General features: G+C 67.4%; 14 protein-coding genes and 1 tRNA gene. 2 read left to right on the top strand and 13 right to left on the bottom strand.

Features of this window, described 5'->3' with window-relative positions; genetic code table 11:
* Positions 1-8 precede the first annotated feature (8 nt).
* The 11 genes from BOQ54_RS15685 to mnmA all read right to left on the bottom strand — a co-directional run bounded on the left by BOQ54_RS15685 (position 9) and on the right by mnmA (position 11,841).
* Positions 9-875 carry a D-amino-acid transaminase gene (locus tag BOQ54_RS15685; RefSeq protein WP_055460428.1) on the bottom strand — a complete coding sequence of 289 codons (867 nt, stop codon included), beginning with the start codon at positions 873-875 and terminating at the stop codon, positions 9-11.
* A 77-nt stretch (positions 876-952) separates the two neighbouring features.
* Entirely contained in the window at positions 953-1,768 is an 816-nt protein-coding gene (locus BOQ54_RS15690) for a M55 family metallopeptidase (protein ID WP_055460427.1), read from the bottom strand.
* Entirely contained in the window at positions 1,765-2,859 is a 1,095-nt protein-coding gene (locus BOQ54_RS15695; RefSeq protein WP_055460509.1) for a P1 family peptidase, read from the bottom strand. Before BOQ54_RS15695 ends, BOQ54_RS15690 begins: the two co-directional genes overlap by 4 nt.
* Positions 2,860-2,864: 5 nt before the next feature.
* Positions 2,865-3,770, bottom strand: a complete 906-nt coding sequence (gene gsiD, locus BOQ54_RS15700) for a glutathione ABC transporter permease GsiD (protein ID WP_071924253.1) — start codon at positions 3,768-3,770, stop codon at positions 2,865-2,867.
* Positions 3,771-3,777: 7 nt separating this feature from the next.
* Positions 3,778-4,698 (bottom strand): glutathione ABC transporter permease GsiC, encoded by a 921-nt coding sequence (gene gsiC, locus BOQ54_RS15705; protein WP_055460425.1) that lies wholly within the window; start codon positions 4,696-4,698, stop codon positions 3,778-3,780.
* Between the two features lie 156 nt (positions 4,699-4,854).
* The gene (gsiB, locus tag BOQ54_RS15710) at positions 4,855-6,381 is read right to left on the bottom strand and encodes a glutathione ABC transporter substrate-binding protein GsiB (RefSeq protein WP_245280597.1); all 1,527 of its coding nucleotides are present in this window, start codon (positions 6,379-6,381) and stop codon (positions 4,855-4,857) included.
* Positions 6,382-6,446: 65 nt separating this feature from the next.
* Positions 6,447-8,348, bottom strand: a complete 1,902-nt coding sequence (locus tag BOQ54_RS15715) for a dipeptide ABC transporter ATP-binding protein (RefSeq protein WP_071924254.1) — start codon at positions 8,346-8,348, stop codon at positions 6,447-6,449.
* Between the two features lie 84 nt (positions 8,349-8,432).
* Complete coding sequence (locus BOQ54_RS15720) at positions 8,433-9,389, bottom strand: MurR/RpiR family transcriptional regulator (RefSeq protein ID WP_063187142.1); 957 nt, start codon at positions 9,387-9,389, stop codon at positions 8,433-8,435.
* A gap of 364 nt (positions 9,390-9,753) precedes the next feature.
* A tRNA-Met gene (locus BOQ54_RS15725) sits at positions 9,754-9,830 on the bottom strand.
* Positions 9,831-9,989: 159 nt separating this feature from the next.
* Entirely contained in the window at positions 9,990-10,643 is a 654-nt protein-coding gene (locus BOQ54_RS15730; protein WP_071924255.1) for a class I SAM-dependent methyltransferase, read from the bottom strand.
* Between the two features lie 25 nt (positions 10,644-10,668).
* Positions 10,669-11,841 (bottom strand): tRNA 2-thiouridine(34) synthase MnmA, encoded by a 1,173-nt coding sequence (gene mnmA / locus BOQ54_RS15735; RefSeq protein WP_055460251.1) that lies wholly within the window; start codon positions 11,839-11,841, stop codon positions 10,669-10,671.
* Between the two features lie 292 nt (positions 11,842-12,133).
* Here mnmA and BOQ54_RS15740 point away from each other — a divergent pair, with 292 nt between their 5' ends.
* Together BOQ54_RS15740 and BOQ54_RS15745 are read left to right on the top strand one after the other, a co-directional pair.
* Complete coding sequence (locus BOQ54_RS15740; protein WP_026015031.1) at positions 12,134-12,409, top strand: DUF1153 domain-containing protein; 276 nt, start codon at positions 12,134-12,136, stop codon at positions 12,407-12,409.
* 376 nt (positions 12,410-12,785) lie between these two features.
* A complete protein-coding gene (locus BOQ54_RS15745) occupies positions 12,786-13,040 on the top strand; it encodes a helix-turn-helix domain-containing protein (protein WP_071924256.1) in 255 nt (84 codons plus the stop codon).
* Positions 13,041-13,053: 13 nt separating this feature from the next.
* On the opposite strand, the gene BOQ54_RS15750 is transcribed toward BOQ54_RS15745, so the two are convergent.
* Positions 13,054-13,890, bottom strand: coding sequence for a class I SAM-dependent methyltransferase (locus tag BOQ54_RS15750; protein ID WP_071924257.1), 837 nt, complete (start codon positions 13,888-13,890; stop codon positions 13,054-13,056).
* Positions 13,890-14,891 (bottom strand): lysylphosphatidylglycerol synthase domain-containing protein, encoded by a 1,002-nt coding sequence (locus BOQ54_RS15755; RefSeq protein WP_055460248.1) that lies wholly within the window; start codon positions 14,889-14,891, stop codon positions 13,890-13,892. Before BOQ54_RS15755 ends, BOQ54_RS15750 begins: the two co-directional genes overlap by 1 nt.
* Positions 14,892-15,033: the final 142 nt, after the last annotated feature.

Below are 15,033 nucleotides of genomic sequence, written 5' to 3' on the forward strand. Positions count from 1 at the left end.
GGGGCCGGTCACCGGCCCTCGAGCGCGGCCTCGATGTAGAGCTGGCGCAGCTCGCGGGTGAGCGGCCCCGGGCTGCCGCCGCCGATCGGCCGGCCGTCGATGGACGTGACCGGCATGACAAGGCTGGAAGCGCTGGTGAAGAACGCCTCCTCAGCCGCGAGCGCCTCCTCCACGGTGAAGGGACGTTCGACGAAGGTCAGGCCCTTTTCTGCGACGAGACGCAGCACGGCACGGCGGGTCACGCCCGGCAGCACGGCGTGGGACAGGGGGCGCGAGACGATCTCACCGGCCTTGGTGACGATGAAGGCGGTGGAGGAGGCCCCCTCCGTGACCGTCCCGTCCTCGACCATCCAGGCCTCGTTGACGCCCGCGGCAGCCGCCGCGCGCTTGGCGAGCACCTGGGCAAGGAGAGAGGTCGACTTGATGTCGCGCCGGGCCCAGCGCAGGTCGGGCACGGTGATGACGGCGGCACCCTTCGCCAGCGCTGCACTGGTGCGCACGGACTTTGCCTGGGTGAACATCACCACCGTCGGCGTGAGGCCGGCGGGAGAGAGGAAGTCACGCTCGGCAACGCCGCGCGTGACCTCGAGATAGATGAGGCCCTCCGAGAGATTGTTGCGGGCGACGAGCGCCTGCTGGATCTCCGTCCACGCCTCGCGCGAATGCGGATTGGGAATGTCGATCTCGCCGAGCGAGCGCTCGAGCCGCGCCAGATGCGGCTCGTTGTCGATCAGGTGCCCATCGAGGACCGCCGTCACCTCATAGATGCCGTCGCCGAAAAGGAAGCCGCGGTCCATGACCGGGATGGAAGCGGTCTCGATGGGGAGGAAAGCCCCGTTGACGTAGACAATGCGCGGCGCGGAAGTCTCTGCCATGGCTGGAATGTCCGATCTGTTGGCGGGCGTGGAGCGGCAAGGGAAGATCTGCGTCCTTGCAAGGGGAATGCGGCGCGTCAGCGCAGCATGGTCGACATCGCCGAGAGCGAATTGACGATACGCACCGCTGCCTCGACGGTTGGCGCCTCGAAGCCGATCTCGTCGCCGGACAGGCGGCTCAGCGTCGGCCACTGACAGAAGAGATCGGCAAGCGCGGGCGTCTGCGTGCGGATGTGCGCCGTAATGGGACCGGGCAAACGGAACGGCGGCGCCGGCGGGCAGACGAGCGCCTCCTTCACGCCGGCGCGGATCGCCGCACGCGCCCGCTCCGGCGAGAGGCTGATGCCGCTGTTGCAGCCGGTGGCGCGCTTGGTCTCGACGAAGACGGTGTGCGGGAACAGCTCGCGGTTCTCGTCGATGAAGACGTCATCGCCGCTCGCCATGACGACGGGCGCGCCATATTCGCCGGCAAGCGCGCCGTAGATGCCGGCCTCGCCGAGTTCCAGCCCGTTGAATGCGATGCGGGCGAAGGCGAAGCTGTTGATGGTGTGGGCGAGGATGCCGCGACCATGGGCCCGCGAGTGATAGCCGATGAGGCAGACGGCATTCACCCCCTCCTCGACGCCCGCAACCATGCTGAGATAGCGCGGCTTGCCCTGCACGACCCGGGCGCGCGCGTCGAGCCGCTCGGCCGGCATGTTGCGAAAACCGCCGTGGGAATCGTTGACGATGACCTCGCGCGCACCGGCCTCGAAGGCCCCGGCCACGGCCGCATTCGCCTCTTCCGCCATCAGCAGGCGGGCCCGCTCGTATTCGCCGTTGCCGGCGCGCGTCTGCTCGGGGTGGTAGACGCCAGCAACGCCCTCGATGTCGACGGAGATGAGAACCTTCATGGGGTGCGCTCCGAAAGGAGGGAGGGAAGATCGGGCATCACCTCGAGCAGCGCCTGCCGCCGGTGGCCGTCACGGCCGGTGACCGTCTCGGCCCGCCAAAGCGCATGGATGATGGCCTGCTCGGTGCTGTCGGCGACAGCCTGGAACAGTGGATCGATGAGCGCATCATTCAGCATGGCGATGGCCGGCATGGGGCGAGCCGCCTCCTGCGGCAGCGTATAGGCGGTGGAAAAGGCGAGCGCTATGTCGCCGCTGCCGTGGCCGAAGACGGAGCCGGTCCGCGCGAGGCCGGCGGCGCTGCGCAGCGAGAGTCGTCGCAGCTGGCGTGTGTCGAGCGGCGCGTCGGTGGCGATGAGGAGGATGATCGAGCCTTTCTCCTGTGCCTCGCCCTCCCCTCCGGCGGCGTCTTCCCTCGTGGCGGCGAGCCGCTCCGCGAGCACGGGTCCGATGGCCCGGCCAGCGAGTATGAGCTGCGCCGCCCGGCCGAAATTCGCCAACACCAGCGCGCCGACGGTGAAAACGCGGCCGTTCGCCACCTCGGCGCGGCGCGAGGCCGTGCCGATGCCGCCCTTGACGCCGAAGCTCGCCATGCCGCGCCCGGCGCCGACCGCCCCTTCCGCGACATCCGGGCCGGCGGCGGCGCAGGCGCCGCGGTAATGCAGATCTCCGACCGCCATGGCCTGAATGTCGTTGAGGTAGCCGTCGTTGCACTCGAAGACGAGCGGATTGACCGTCGGCAGGCGCCGCCCGCATTGCGGATTGGCCGCGATCGTCTGGCGGATCTGCGCCTCGGCCACGGCGGCGACCGAGAAGGTGTTGGTGAGCGCGATCGGCGTCTCGATGACGCCGAGTTCCTCCACCTGCACGAGGCCGATGCTCTTGCCGAAGCCGTTGATCACGCTCGCCGCCGCCGGCACCCGGTCGCGGTAGAGGTCCCCCGCGTGCGGACGCACCACCGTGACGCCGGTCTGCACGGAACCGTCGGCGAGCGTCGCATGGCCGACGCTGACGCCGGCAACGTCGGTGATCGCGTTGCGCGGGCCGGCTGTGAGCGTGCCGACATGCGGCGGGGTGGCATCCCGGACGGACATGATGCTCATTTGCGGTCGATCTTCGGGTCGAGCGCGTCGCGCAGCCCGTCGCCGAGCAGGTTGAAGGCGAGCACCGTGAAGAAGATGGCAAGGCTCGGGAAGAGCGCCACATGCGGCGCGTTGACCATGTCGGCGCGCGCGTCATTGAGCATCGCGCCCCATTCCGGCGTCGGCGGCTGGGCGCCGAGACCGAGGAAGGAGAGGCTCGCGGCCGTGATGATCGAGGTGCCGAGGCGCATCGTGAAATAGACCACGATGGAGGAGACGGTGCCCGGCAGGATGTGGCGCACGAGGATGGTCCAGTCGGAAGCGCCGATGCTGCGAACCGCCTCGACGTAGGTCATGCGCTTCAGGACCAGCGTATTGCCGCGCACGAGGCGGGCAAAGGCCGGCACGGAGAAGACGGAGACGGCGACGACCACGTTGAAAAGCGAACCGCCGAGAATGGCAACGATGCCGAGGGCGAGAAGAATGCCGGGGAAGGCGAAGAGCACGTCGCAGATGCGCATGACGATGCGGTCCCACCAGCCCTCGTAATAGCCGGCGAGGAGGCCGAGCGTCGTGCCGACGAGCCCGCCGAGCGCCACAGAGGCAAGGCCGGTGGCAAGCGAGATGCGGGCCCCCATCACGATGCGGCTGAAGATGTCGCGCCCGAGCGGGTCGACGCCGAGCCAGTGCGACCACGACGGGCCAGCATTGAGCTGGTCGTAATCGAAGTAGTTCTCCGGGTCGAACGGCACGATCCACGGCGCCAGCACGGCCAGTAGCGTGAGCAGCACCACGAAGGTGAGCGCTGCGAGCGCCACCGGTTGGCGGCGAAAACGGCGCCAGAATTCCCTTAGGGGCGTGCGTACGGCCTCGCCCGTGGTGCCGGAGGCGGGAGAGACGAGCTCGGTCGCGGTATCGGTCATGGCCGGCTCAGCTGTAGCGGATGGTGGGGTTGATGACGCCGTAGAGCAGATCCACGACGAGATTGATGAGGATGAATTCGAGCGAGAACATCAGCACCAGCGCCTGAATGACCGGATAGTCGCGCTGCGCCACGGCATCGACGAGGAGACGGCCGACGCCCGGCCAGTTGAACACGGCCTCGACGACGATGGAACCGCCCAACAGGAAGCCGAATTGGAGGCCCATCATGGTCACGACCGGAATGAGCGCGTTGCGCAGGCAGTGCTTCAGGATGACGATACGCTCGTTGAGACCCTTGGCCCGCGCGGTGCGGACGAAATCCTCGTGCAGCACGTCGACGAAGGAGGCTCGCGTGAAGCGCGCCATGACGGCCGCGACCGCTGCGCCGAGCGTCAGCGACGGCAGGATGTAGTGCTTCCAGCTGTCGGCGCCGACGGTGGGCAGCCAGCCGAGCCCGACGGAAAAGATTTGCATGAGCAGCATGCCGAGCGCGAAAGCGGGGAAGGAGATGCCGGAGACCGCCAATGTCATGCCGAGCCGGTCTGGCCAGCGGTTGCGAAAGACGGCCGAGGCGATGCCGATCGCCATGCCGAAGACAACGGCCCAGACCATGCTGGTGAGCGTCAGGAGCAGCGTCGGCATGAAGCGCTCGGCGATCTCGGTGGAGACCGGCCGGCGCGTGCGGATGGAGCGCCCGAAGTCGCCCTCGAAGAGGTGGGTGAAATAGCTGACGAACTGCTGCGGCAGCGGCTTGTCGAGGCCGAGTTCGCTGCGCACGAGGGCGAGCGTCTGCTCGTCCGCATCCTGCCCGGCGACGAGCCGCGCCGGGTCGCCCGGCAGCATGTGCACGAAGAAGAACACGAGCACCGAGACGATCAGGAGGGTGGGGATGAGCCCCAGCAGCCGTTTGAGGAAATAGTGCAGCATGGCTCCGGATCGACCTGGCTGGACAAGCTACGGGACGCGTTGCAAGCGGGCGGCGTCCTTCTCCCCCGCATCGGATCTCGGGTTTTCCCGAGATCCGCAATATTCTTGCGCAAGTTGGGCATGCCCGACTTGCGTGCGGGAAAAGGGTTCCCGCTCTTACTCCGAAACGGCGATCTCGCTTGCCTCGATATTGCCGTCAGGCATGACGTAGACGCCGGAGAGACGCTTGGAGGTGGCGTAGAGGTTTTTTTCCGTCACCAGCGGCGCCCAGGGCGCGTCCTTGAAGATCTGCTCTTGTGCCTTCCTGTAGAGCTCCGCCTTCTCCTCGTCCTTCACCGAGCGCAGGGCCTTGGCGATATAGGCGTCCACTTCCTCGTTGCTGTAATAGGCGGTGTTGTTGAGCTTCGGCGGCCAGGCCTCGGTGGACAGCAGCGGCCTCAGCGCCCAGTCAGCCTCACCCGTCGAGGACGACCAGCCGGCGTAGTACATGCGCACCTTCGCCGTCTTGGGATCGGGCCATGACTGCACCCACTCGGTGCGCTGGCCGGGCTCGAGCGCCTGGATCTGCACCTTGATGCCGACCTGGGCCAGTTGCTGCTGCAGGAACTGGATGGCCTTCTGCGCCGTCGTGGTGGTGTAGGCGCTCCAGAGGATCGACTCGAAGCCGTTGGGATAGCCCGCCTCCTTCAGAAGCTCGCGGGCCTTGGCCGGGTCATAGGGCCAGGGCTTCATCTTGTGGGCATAGAGCACGCCCTCCGGCACGATGCCCTCGGCCGGCGAGGCGAAGCCGTTGAAGGCAACCTTGGCAAGGGCCTCCTTGTTGATGGCGTAATTGATCGCCTGACGCACGCGGATGTCGTCGAAGGGCTTCTGCAGCGTGTTGAAACTGACGTAGCGCTCGATGATCGACGGGCCGATGATCACGTCCAGTTTGTCGTTCGCCTGCAGGGCGGCTGTCTGCTCATAGGGCAGCGGGAAGGCAAAATCGGCCTCGCCCGTCTGCAGCATGGCGGCACGGGTGTTGTTCTCCAGCACCGGCTTCCAGGTGATGGAATCGACCTTGGGGAAATCCTTCTTCCAGTAGCCGTCGAACTTCTTCACCTTGACGTAATCGGTCTGCTTCCAGTCCTCGAAGACGAAGGGGCCAGTGCCGACCGGGTGGAAGGCGATATCCTTGTTCCCGTATTTCGCGAGGGCCGCCGGCGAGATGATGGCCGCCGAAGCGTGGGCGAGCGAGTTGATGAACGGTCCGAAAGCGTCCTTCAGCGTGATCTTGACGACGTAGGGCGAGACGACCTCGACCTTGTCGATGCGGTTGAACTGGTTGTAGCGGGCGAGCTTGTTCTCGGGATTGAGCACCCGCTCAAGTGAAACCTTGACGGCCTCGGCGTTGAAATCCGTGCCATCGTGGAACTTGACTCCCTCACGCAGCTTGAAGGTGTAGACGAGGCCGTCATCCGAAACTGTATAGCTCTCGGCCAGCACCGGCCGCACCTTGAGGTCCTTATCGAACTCGAACAGGCCTTGGTAGAACGACTTGGTGACGGCGGTGGTCAGAGTCGTGTTGGTGTTGTAGGGGTCGAGTGTCTCCGGCTGGCCACCGATGGCGAGCACGACATCCTTGGCGGCGAGTGCTGGCGCGGTGCCGAGCACGAGGGCCAGAAGGCCGGACGCAATTGTCAAACCTCGTGGAAGTGGACTTTTCATTGGAACGGCTCCCGTTGCAGTGAAGCGATCAAGAGGGGCAGTCATCGGCCGAAGGCGCCGATCGGGTGACGGGCGACGAAATGGCCGGGGCCGACCTCGACAAGAGGCTCGACCGTCGGCTCGTCGCCCAACGCGCGCACCGGGCTCGGCAATTCGTCCGTCACCAGCTCGCGGCGCAGGTGCCGGCGCGCCGGATCGGCGACGGGGACCGCGGCCATCAGCTTGCGCGTATAGGGATGTTGTGGGTTCTCGAAGATGGCGCGGCGCGGGCCGATCTCGACGATCTGGCCGAGATACATCACCGCCACGCGGTGGCTGACGCGCTCGACGACGGCCATGTCGTGCGAGATGAACAGATAGGCCATACCGAGATCGCGCTGCAGTTCGAGCAGGAGATTGACGATCTGCGCCTGGATCGACACGTCGAGGGCCGAGACCGCCTCGTCCGCGATGACCACCTTGGGGTTGAGAGCGAGCGCGCGGGCGATGGCGATGCGCTGGCGCTGGCCGCCGGAGAACTCGTGTGGATAGCGCTGGGCATGGGCCGGCGTGAGGCCGACCCGCTCGAGCAGCCAGTGCACGCGCTGGCGCGCCGCCTCCCCTTTCGCGACACCGTGCACCAAGAGCGGCTCCATGATGGAATAGCCAACGGTGAGCCGCGGATCGAGCGAGGCGAACGGATCCTGGAAGATGAACTGGATGTTGCGCCGCAAGTCGCGGAAGGCGCTCGGCGGCAATTCACGGATGTTGCGGCCGTCGAACTCGATGGCGCCGCTCTGGCTCTCGACGAGGCGCAGCAGCGAGCGACCGGTGGTGGACTTGCCGCAGCCCGACTCGCCGACGAGCGACAGGGTTTCGCCGGGATAGAGATCGAAGCTCGCCTTCTCGACCGCATGCACACGACGCGTGACGCGGTTGAAGAGGCCGCCGCGGATTTCGAACCGGGTAACGAGATCCCTGACACGCAGGATCGGCGCCGCGTCCGGCTTCACCGTCGCCTGCGGGGCAGCCTCCTTGACGGGCGCCTCGTCGTCCATGCGCAAAAGCGCGAACTCGCGCGGCAGGTCGGTGCCGGCCATGGCGCCAAGCCTCGGCACGGCGGAGAGGAGCGCGCGCGTGTAACGGTGCCGCGGTGCCGCAAACAACCCGGCGGAGGCGCCCTCCTCCACCTTCTCGCCGCGACACATGACGAGCACGCGGTCGGCGACCTCGGCGACCACGCCCATGTCGTGGGTGATGAACACCACGCCCATGTGCATCTCGTCCTGCAGTGCACGGATCAGCTGCAGGATCTGCGCTTGGATGGTGACGTCGAGAGCCGTCGTCGGCTCATCGGCAATGAGGAGGGAAGGCTTGCAGGACAGCGCCATGGCGATCATGACGCGCTGCCGCATGCCGCCCGAGAGCTGGTGCGGGTAGCGGTCGAGCACGCTGCGCGCTTCCGGTATGCGCACGAGATCGAGCATGCGCAGCGCCTCGGCGCGGGCTTCCGCCATGCCCTTGCCCTGATGCACGCGGATCGATTCGGCAATCTGTTCCCCGGCGGTGAAAACCGGGTTGAGCGAGGTCATCGGCTCCTGGAAGATCATGGCGATATCGGCGCCGCGGATGGCGCGCATCGTCCTCGGCCCCGCCGTCGCGAGGTCGAGCACCGCGCCGGAGCGGCGGCGGAAGAGCATGCACCCGGCATCGATGCGCCCGCCGCCATGCTCGACGAGGCGCATCATGGCAAGCGAGGTCACCGACTTGCCCGATCCGGACTCGCCGACGATGGCAAGCGTCTCGCCGCGGTCGACGTGGAAGGAGACATCGCGCACGGCCGAGACCGTCCGCTCGAAGGTCGAGAAGCTCACCGACAGGCCATCGACGGCAAGGACCCGGTTCTCCGAAAGGTGAAGCGTCGGGTCCGGCGCGGGAGCGGTCAGGATCGCGGGGGACGTCATGGCGGGGCGGGTTCGCTCACGAAGTTGATTAGCCGGCAAGGGCCGGAGGAATGGCGAAGGTGGCAAGGGGGCCGCCGCGCACGGTCAGCGGCCCTGGCGTGGTTTCGGGCCCCGCCGGGGCGTAGAGGGCGACGGCGCCTGCCTGTCCCACGCGCTCGATGGCCTCAGCGCCCCCGCATGGTTGCCGTGCAGCCAGGGCAGCACGGCCTCCGCCAGTTCGGCCGCCGCCTCCACGGATCGGCCGGAGGCGTGGGCGACGGCGCTGCTCAGGGCCTCGATCAGAGCCAGCGAACTCGCCTCGCAATTGGCGAAGAACTGGCTCTCGCCGTGGGCGAAAAGCGCGATCGTGGCGAGCGAGGCGAGCGGCGAGCCGGGGCTCTCGGTCAGGGCCAGCACGTCGGCGCCCGCCTCCCGTGCGCGCCGGGTCAGCAGCAAGGTGTCCGACAGATAGCGCGGGAAGGCGATGGCAATGACGAGGTCACCCGGCTTGACCCGGTGCAGGATGCGGGCCGCGTGCGAAGAGCCCTCCATACTGGCGAGCAGTTGTACCTGATCGCAGAAGAGTTCGAGCTTGCGCAGGAGAAGACCGGCGAGCCAGACGCTGCTGCCAAGGCCGAGGATGAAGACGCGCCGGGCGCCAAGAATGGCAGCGACCGCGCGCTTGCAGGCCTCCGTATCCAGGCCCTGCCGCGTCCTGTCGATATTATGGGCCGTCTCCGAGAGCGTTGCCGCCAGGATATCGGCGGCGCTCGCGGGCTTCTCCGGCTTTCCGCGCAGCTTCTCCACAGGCGCCAGCGCCGTCTCGAAGCCGAGCACCAGCGCGGTGCGGAACTGCGCATAGCCGTCGAAGCCGAGAGCGCGGGCGAAGCGGTTGGCGGTGGCCACCGACACGCCAACGATCGACGCCAGTTCATCGATGGGCATGGCCGCGACCCGCAGCGGGTGGTCGAGGACATAGTCGGCGATCCGGCGATGCGACGGCGACAGAACGGCGCGGGCAATGCGCTGCGCGATGGAGGGTTCGTCGAAAGCCGTGGCCATCCGGGATCGTTTCACCTTGCCGGCGCAACCGGCGCGTGATCAGAAATTTTCACGTTCGGATTCGTAGCGATATTTTTTGATCGCGCAAGAGCGTACTGAACGCGACTTGTCAGCGCGTGCGGACGGCGGCGGGTGCGGACCGTTGAAAGCGCCGAGGACCCAGGCGGAGGGTTTCAGCGCCCGCAAGTGCGAATGCTGCGCGGCCATTCGCTACAGCCGCAGCCTATGAAGGCACTGGGCTCGCAAGCTTCGTGGGCTACGGCTTCGGATATTTCATCGACAACCCGTTCGGCACGAGGTTGTCGCCCATGTCTTCGGTATGGTCTGTCTGTTAGCCTGGTGCCCGGGACGGACACCGCAGATGTGGTAGCGGAGGAGGGACTCGAACCCCCGACACGCGGATTATGATTCCGCTGCTCTAACCAGCTGAGCTACTCCGCCCCGTTCGGGCACGGCGCCTGACACCGTGCGGCGGGATATAAGGAGGTGGCGCGGCGGCTGTCAAGGAAGCTCGCGCGCTTTCCACGTATTGTGCAGCAGGCGGTGCGCCCTTGGATTGCCCGCCGGGAGAGACCCGCGGTGTCTCGCCTTCCCCGATGGTCAGGCAAACTTGCGCAGTTGCATGACCTTGAAGAAGCCGCCGGGGAAGACCGACTCGAGCGAGACGACTTCGGCCACCCCGCGCGAGCGCGCCCAGCGAGCGATGCGCTCCGCCTTGAAGGCCGAGCTCCAGCCCACCTTGCTGGCGAGCGGCGCCACCGCCTCCTCGAGGCTGGCGAGCGCGCCGCCGGCAGCACCGAAATGATTGGCGAGGACGATTTCGCCGCCCGGCCGCAGCACCCGCGCGAATTCGTCGAGCGCGGCCTCGGGATCGGGCACGAGGGTGATGACGAACTGCGAGACCACGGCATCGAAGGTCCCGTCCGGGAAGCCGAGGCGGCAGGCGTCCATCACCGCGAGCGCCTCGACCTGGCGAAGGCCGAGCCGGTCGACCTTCTGCTGCGCCCGCCGCAGCATGTGTTCGGACAGGTCGACGCCGGTCACCCGCGCGCTCGTCGGATAAGCCTCGAGCGACAGGCCGGTGCCCACGCCCACCTCGAGGATGTGCGTGCCGCAGGCGAGCGCAGCCGCAACCGCCCGCTGGCGCGCCGGCGCCGTCAGCTTGTCGTAGACCACATCGTAGACCGGCGCCCATCGCGCGTAGGCCTTGCGCATCGAGGCCGTATCAGGCCCCCGGATGTCGGCCGCTGCCATCGTCCCCCTCGTCGAACCGTCCGCGTCAGGCCGCCGCTCCCTCCCCGAGCGCTTCACGCATCGGCATCGGGCGCGTGGCGCGGATGGTGCCGCCGCCCAGCACCTGCGCCCGCCCATCTACACCATCGTAGATGACACAGGCTTGACCGGGTGCAACACCCTCCTCGGCGCTGGCCAGCACGATCTCCACACCTTCCGCATCGCGTCGCAGGAAGGCCGGGCAGGGCTGGCGCGTGGAGCGCACCCGCACGGCCACCTCCAGGCCCTCGGGCGGCAGCGCGTCGAGCGCCACCGGGCCAAGCCAGTTGACGTCGCGCAGCCTGATGCTCTCGGTGCCGAGCATCTCGCGCGGACCGACGATGACCCGGCCCTTCTCCGCATCGAGCTTGAGGACGAATAGCGGCTCGCCGACCGACAGGCCGAGGCCGCGCCGCTGGCCGACGGTGTAGTGGATGATGCCCTCGTGCCGGCCGAGCACCCGGCCGTCCACGTGCACGATGTCGCCGGGCGCCACGGCGCCGGGCTTCAGCCGCTCGATGATGTCGGTATAGCGCCCGTTGGGCACGAAGCAGATGTCTTGGCTGTCGGCCTTGTCGGCCACCGTGAGGCCGAATTCGTGGGCGAGCGCCCGCGTTTCGGTCTTTGCCATGTCCCCGAGCGGAAACCGCAGGAAATCGAGCTGCGCGGCTGTCGTCGCATAGAGGAAGTAGCTCTGGTCACGGTCCGGGTCGGCGGCGCGGAAGAGGCCGCGGCGGCCGTTCGCCAGAAGGCGGCTGGCCACGTAATGGCCGGTCGCCAGCACGTCGGCGCCGAGGTCGCGCGCCGTCTCCAGAAGATCGGCGAATTTCACCGACCGGTTGCACTCAACGCAGGGGATCGGTGTCTCGCCGGCGAGATAGCTCTCGGCGAAACGCTCGATCACGGCGTCACGGAAGCGCGATTCGTAATCGAGCACGTAATGGGCGATGCCGAGCCGCTCGGCCACCCGGCGCGCATCGTGAATGTCCTGGCCGGCGCAGCAGGCCCCCCGGCGGTGGACTGCGGCGCCGTGGTCGTAAAGCTGCAAGGTGATGCCGATGACATCGTAGCCGTCGCGCTTCATCATCGCGGCGACGACGGAGGAATCGACCCCGCCCGACATGGCGACGACCACGCGCGTCTCGGCGGGTGGCTTGGCGAGATCAAGGCTGTTGAGCATGGCTCATCCTCTCCTCCCCGCCCGGCAATGCGGGGGTGCAGCTGGCTTGGGCATACATATAATGCCCGACAAGCGCAGTAAAACCCGGTGTTCCCCTTAGGCGCGCCGTGTGTCGGCTTTGCGGCGGCGGACGTCTCGCTCCGCCAGGACCGGGCAATTCCTGCCGCCTTCGCAGCGTCGTGACGGCTTCATCGGCCGGGAAGCGTTGCAGCCTTTGCTTTAGGCAAATCTTAAATCACGCAGGTCTAAGCTCCCTCTCGACGTTGGTCAGTCGAGTTAGTGTGAGCGTATCATGACCGAACCCCAACGCCCGAGGGTGAAATACGTCATCGGGCCCGACGGCAGTCCATTGACGATTGCCGACCTGCCGCCGTCGTCCACCAAGCGCTGGGTCATCCGGCGCAAGGCGGAGGTCGTCGCCGCCGTACGCGGTGGCCTGCTGAGCCTCGACGAGGCTTGCCAGCGCTACACGCTGACGGTGGAGGAGTTCCTGAGCTGGCAGCAATCCATCGACCAGCACGGCCTCGCCGGCCTGCGGACGACGCGCATCCAGCACTACAGACAGTGAACCGTCTCCCCCGGGTGGTGCGGTCCCGGACGCAACCTCGGAAAGACAAGGAAACGCCGGCCCAGGGGTCGGCGTTTCCGCTTCCGAAGCAACGGCAGGCGCCCTCGGTGACCGTTTGCCATCCGGACACGACAATTGTCGCGAGCCGTTTAACCGCTCCCTAACCATAAGCGCGAAAACATCCGCACGCACAGCGGCGGGGGCTTGCGGCTCGCGCCATCACGCACGGAGACGGTGGTATGGGAATGAAGCCCTCACGGCACGCAGGGTCGCTTCGGCAGGGATGGGCATATCGGCAGGCATGGGCCTATCGGGCACATGGCCGGTTCGTTGTCGGACCTTCGCTGATGACGGCATGCGATGCCGGTGCGGCCCGATGAGCGATGCGACCCCACGGGAGTTCCCGCCCACCCTCCCCGCCGCGCTTGCGCTCGTCGGCCAGCCCATGGCCGTCGTCGAGCGGGAACTGATCCTCGCGACGCTCGTCCACTGCGGCGGCAACCGAACCCATGCCGCGCGCATGCTGGGCATCTCGATCCGCACCTTGCGCAACAAGCTCGCCGATTACACGGCCGCCGGCTTTGCCGTGCCGGAGGCCGGCAGCGGCATCGCGCGCAACGCTCCCGCCTGAACCAGCGGATTCCTCAGCGCTTGCGCAGCCACAGGCTCGTCTCGAAGGCACCGTCCACCAGCGGCAGCATGCCTGCGGCGCTCGCCGCAACCGCCCCTTCGAGGCGGGTTGCGGCGTAGTGGCTCGTGAAGACGATGTCATAGCCGCCGCCCTGTAACAGGGCTGCGACGAGCATCTGCTCGTTGTAGCCGCGCCAGCCCCACGCCTGCGGATAGGCGTCGGGCAGGAAGATGTCGTGCACATGCACGAGGACGCCGGCCGGCAGCCCCGGCAGGATGTCGAGGAACAGCCGGTCGACGTCGTTGCCCGGCATGGCGATGTGGCTCGAATCGATGAACAGGACGTCGCCCGCCGCCAATGGCGGAAAATCGTCGCTCTCCACATCCTCGACCACGACCGGCCGGTGCGTCACGGTAAGGGCTGTGATGTCGGCGCGCGGCGCCGGATCGATGCAGGTGATCGCGGTCGCGAGGCCGCCGTCCGCGACGGCACGGGCCATGAAGCGGGTGGAATGGCCGGAGCCGATCTCGACGATGCGCGTCGGCTTCTCGCGGCGCACGATGGCATAGGCCGCCGCCGCGTCGAGCCGGGGAAACCACATCTGCCGCCACCGCAGCCCCGCTCCCTCGGCCGGAATGGCGGAAAGCTCCGCCGCCACCGCGTCGATCGCCGCGAGCGTCGCCTCCATCGCCGGCTCGGCGGCCGCGAACAAAGGTTCGAGCGCGGCATAGGGTGCGGAGCGTGCCTCGCGGGCGTGCCGGTCGGGGATGAAATAGCCGCGGCGCGCAAGACCGGTGACGGTACCGAGACCGAAGGCGAGCCGGCGCAGGCGCGTGTGCAGCGCCGGCATCAGGACGCGCCGTCTCCCGAACGCGACGCGCCGGCCTTGCCGGTGCCGACCTTCGCCGTGACCCGCTCCTTGAGCGTGCGGGCGATGCGCGAGCGCTCGAACAGCACCACGACGACGATCGAGAAGGCGAGCGGGATCAGCAGGTAGAACAGCCGGAAGACGAGCAGCGCCGCGAGCACGTCCGCCGGATCCATGTCCGGCATCGCCTTGAGGAAGACGAATTCGAGCACCCCGAGGCCGCCGGGTGCGTGCGAGATGAGCGCCGCCGAAAAGGAGGCGAGGAAGACGCCGAGGACGACGAAATAGCCCGGGTTGCCGGCTTCCGGCAGCGCAAAATAGATGATGCCGGCGGCGCCGAGCAGCTCGAGCGGAGCCGCGAACAGCTGGCGCAGCGTGATGTTGAGCCGCGGATAGTAGATGGCGAAATTGCCGATCTTCAGCGGCTTGAACTCACGCCACGACCCGAGCACGTAGAGCGCAACGAAGGCGAGCATGGCTATGCCAGCGAGCCGCGACAACCATATGGGCGCGTCCTCGACGAGCCGGTTGACGATCTCCGGCTCACCGACGAGCACGAGCCCGCCGAGCAGGACACTGCCGAGACCGAAGGTGAAGGAGCACAGAGCGACGAGTACACCGACCTCGGCGAGGCTGAGCCCCATGGTGCCATAGGCCCTGAGGCGCACCATGGCGCCTGACAGCACCGAGGCGCCGATGTTGTGCGACAGCGCGTAAGTCGTGAAGGAGACGAGCGAGATGACAGCCCAGGATAGCTTCTTGCCAAGATGCAGGAGCGCTATGCGGTCGTACCAGGCCAGCGCACCATAGGCGATGATAGTGGACAGGCCGGCGAGCAGCCACTGCTTCGGCTGGATGGCGGCGATGCTGTCGAGCACCTCGCTGGCAGAAATGTCCTTCAGCTCCCGGTAAAGGAGCCAGACGGAAAAGACGACCGCAGCAAGGCCGATGACCGGCCAGACATACTCGAGCTTCTTCTTCATCGATCCTTGAGCTTCGCCCCTGCTGCCAAATGCTTCCGCAGTGCAGTCCCGGATGCACCGCGGGGTGCACTCTTCGCCAATCCCTGCCGGCATCTGTGCCCGACCGGGGGCGCGCCCGCAAGGCTTTCTTGACGCCAGGGCA

The sequence above is a fragment of the Chelatococcus daeguensis genome, from assembly GCF_001887265.1.
In the GTDB taxonomy this organism is placed as follows: Bacteria; Pseudomonadota; Alphaproteobacteria; order Rhizobiales; family Beijerinckiaceae; genus Chelatococcus_A; species Chelatococcus_A sambhunathii.

Coding starts and splice junctions, on each gene's coding strand:
- BOQ54_RS15685 (WP_055460428.1), bottom strand. CDS start 875: ATGGCAGAGACTTCCGCGCCGCGCATTGTCTACGTCAACGGGGCTTTC.
- BOQ54_RS15690 (WP_055460427.1), bottom strand. CDS start 1,768: ATGAAGGTTCTCATCTCCGTCGACATCGAGGGCGTTGCTGGCGTCTAC.
- BOQ54_RS15695 (WP_055460509.1), bottom strand. CDS start 2,859: ATGTCCGTCCGGGATGCCACCCCGCCGCATGTCGGCACGCTCACAGCC.
- gsiD (WP_071924253.1), bottom strand. CDS start 3,770: ATGACCGATACCGCGACCGAGCTCGTCTCTCCCGCCTCCGGCACCACG.
- gsiC (WP_055460425.1), bottom strand. CDS start 4,698: ATGCTGCACTATTTCCTCAAACGGCTGCTGGGGCTCATCCCCACCCTC.
- BOQ54_RS15715 (WP_071924254.1), bottom strand. CDS start 8,348: ATGACGTCCCCCGCGATCCTGACCGCTCCCGCGCCGGACCCGACGCTT.
- BOQ54_RS15720 (WP_063187142.1), bottom strand. CDS start 9,389: ATGGCCACGGCTTTCGACGAACCCTCCATCGCGCAGCGCATTGCCCGC.
- BOQ54_RS15730 (WP_071924255.1), bottom strand. CDS start 10,643: ATGGCAGCGGCCGACATCCGGGGGCCTGATACGGCCTCGATGCGCAAG.
- mnmA (WP_055460251.1), bottom strand. CDS start 11,841: ATGCTCAACAGCCTTGATCTCGCCAAGCCACCCGCCGAGACGCGCGTG.
- BOQ54_RS15740 (WP_026015031.1), top strand. CDS start 12,134: ATGACCGAACCCCAACGCCCGAGGGTGAAATACGTCATCGGGCCCGAC.
- BOQ54_RS15745 (WP_071924256.1), top strand. CDS start 12,786: ATGAGCGATGCGACCCCACGGGAGTTCCCGCCCACCCTCCCCGCCGCG.
- BOQ54_RS15750 (WP_071924257.1), bottom strand. CDS start 13,890: ATGCCGGCGCTGCACACGCGCCTGCGCCGGCTCGCCTTCGGTCTCGGT.
- BOQ54_RS15755 (WP_055460248.1), bottom strand. CDS start 14,891: ATGAAGAAGAAGCTCGAGTATGTCTGGCCGGTCATCGGCCTTGCTGCG.